General features: G+C 32.5%; 1 protein-coding gene. It reads left to right on the forward strand.

All coding sequences use genetic code 11. The features are described 5' to 3' along the window. The first annotated feature begins 29 nt into the window (after positions 1 to 29). On the forward strand, positions 30 to 884 hold the full coding sequence (locus tag C1Y58_RS26265; protein WP_105620114.1) for a DUF4438 family protein: 855 nt from the start codon (positions 30 to 32) through the stop codon (positions 882 to 884). Positions 885 to 935 lie beyond the last annotated feature (51 nt).

Below are 935 nucleotides of genomic sequence, written 5' to 3' on the forward strand. Positions count from 1 at the left end.
AAACATTACATTTACTGGGAGGTATTAGAATGATTAATGTAGATAACAAGTTACCAATGCAGTCGGTAGTTGGTAAAATACATAGTCCTTTAGGAAAAAGATATAGAGTATCAAGTAATGGAGAACCTAAAATGCTACCATCATTCGGTGGTATTACATATAATTTTTCTTTAGGTGATAAAGTATTTGAAATTAAGGGTGATCATGTTGAACCAGATATCTCAATTCGTAATGAAAATAGAGAGGAAAATGAATCATTAAATATGCTTGCATGTATTGGGAACGAAGCCAAAGTATTAACTGGTGAAATGAAAGGCTCAGTTGGACACGTTATAGGAAAACATGGTGTAGTTGATCATATAATGATTCATTTTAGTAAAGATATTAAAATGGAGCTCAATATAGATGATAAAATACAGATTAAAGCAATAGGGCAAGGATTAGAGATATCACATCAAAATGATATAAGAGTAATGAATATAGACCCTATCCTCCTTGAAAGAATCGCATCAGTTAATAACAAAGGTGAGCTTAAAGTCAATGTTTGTTGTAAAATACCTTCCTACTTAATTGGTTCGGGTTTAGGTAGTGATAATCCGTGTATAGGTGATTTTGATATAATGAGTGATGACAGAAGAGAGCTAAATAAGTATGGAATTCAAAATCTTAAGATAGGTGATATAGTTTTAATAGAGGATTTGGATTGTTTATATGGAGTCTGCTATTACAATCGTTCAAAAACAATAGGAGTCGTAGTTCATGGAGATAGCATCCAGCCTGGGCATGGTCCTGGTATAGTTCCGATCATTACAACAAGAGTTAGTAATTTTGATATAACTCATATAGACGATGCTAATATTATGAAATATATAGGAAAAGAATAATCTAGGTGGCCATGTTTTTACATCGCCTAACAACATGTTCACATTCGTTCC

This window comes from Vallitalea okinawensis (assembly GCF_002964605.1).
GTDB lineage: Bacteria > Bacillota > Clostridia > Lachnospirales > PQDH01 > Vallitalea_A > Vallitalea_A okinawensis.

What these genes read in the sequence shown, in the direction of transcription:
- C1Y58_RS26265 (WP_105620114.1), top strand. Translation starts at nt 30, where the DNA reads ATGATTAATGTAGATAACAAGTTACCAATGCAGTCGGTAGTTGGTAAA.